Here is a 1,254-nt window from a genome sequence, read left to right on the forward strand (position 1 = left end):
TGGGCTGCCCCCGATTTCCCGGACACATTGAATGGCAACATGTGTTCAGGAGATCGAAATGGCTTCAAGGAAGCACTACACGGACGAATTCAAGCGTGAGGCGGTCAGGCTGGCGACGGCGCCGGGGAACTCGATGGCAGGCGTCGCTCGGGATCTCGGAGTCAACCGCACCCTGATCGGCCACTGGGTCAAGAACGCCCAGGCTGGCAAGTACGAGATGACGCCCGGTGCGCCTCTCAAGTCGGAATCTCAGAGCGAGGTTGAGCAGCTGCGGCGCGAACTGGCCAAGGTGAAGATGGAGCGCGACATCCTAAAAAAGGCGCTGGGCTACTTCGCGAAGGACCCGATGTGAAATACGGCTTTATTGCCAAACATCGCGCGCAGTGGCCGATTCGGGCGATGTGCAGGGTTCTGCAAGTCTCCGCCAGTGGGTTCTATGAGTGGGACGGCCGCAGTCCGTCCCAACGCAGTGTCGACAACGACAAGCTCACGGGACTGATCCGGCAAAGCTTTGCGGCAAGTGACCGTACGTATGGCAGTCGGCGTGTCTGGGAGGATTTGCGGGAGTGGGGTCACGATGTGAGTGTGAATCGCGTCGCCCGGCTGATGTCCGCCGCAGGGCTGCTGGCACGTCGTAAACGGCGGCGTCGGCCTGGAGCTTCGACGCAGGCAGCGCAGCACACGATTGCGCCAAACCTGCTGCAACGGCAGTTCGACGCCGATGCGCCGAATCGCAGGTGGCTGGCCGACTTCACCTACATCTGGACTGCCGAGGGATGGCTGTACCTGGCGGTGGTGCTGGACGTCTTCTCCAGGCGGATTGTGGGCTGGTCGATGAGGGACGAGATGACGTCGCAACTGGTGATCGACGCGTTGACGATGGCGATCTGGCGGCGCGGCAGCCCCAAGGAATTGCTGCATCACTCGGACCAGGGGTCGCAATACACCAGCGATGACTTCCAGCGCGTGCTGGCCGGTCACGGAATCACCTGCAGCATGAGCCGCCGAGGCGATTGCTGGGACAACGCCGCTATGGAAAGCTTCTTCTCCACCTTCAAGACGGAGCGAGCCTCAAGGACGATTTATCGAACCAGGGACGAAGCGCGCGCGGACGCATTCGACTACATCGAGCGCTTCTACAACCCGCGGCGGCGTCACTCGACGCTTCAGTACCTCAGTCCAGTACGATTCGAGGAGCTACACGGAGCTGCCGTGTAGCAAATAGAAGTGTCCGGAGAATCGGGGGCAGCCCAG

General features: G+C 61.4%; 1 protein-coding gene. It reads left to right on the top strand.

The window, feature by feature from the left end; all coding sequences use genetic code 11:
- Nucleotides 1–58 precede the first annotated feature (58 nt).
- Nucleotides 59–1,218, top strand: a protein-coding gene (locus RAMLITH_RS25435) for an IS3 family transposase (protein ID WP_168110274.1) whose coding sequence is annotated in 2 segments (ribosomal slippage) — nt 59–323 and nt 323–1,218 — 1,161 coding nt in all. Because the reading frame shifts where the segments join, the coding sequence is not laid out codon by codon here.
- The last annotated feature ends 36 nt before the right edge of the window (nt 1,219–1,254 follow it).

The organism is Ramlibacter lithotrophicus, assembly GCF_012184415.1.
Lineage (GTDB): Bacteria > Pseudomonadota > Gammaproteobacteria > Burkholderiales > Burkholderiaceae_C > Ramlibacter > Ramlibacter lithotrophicus.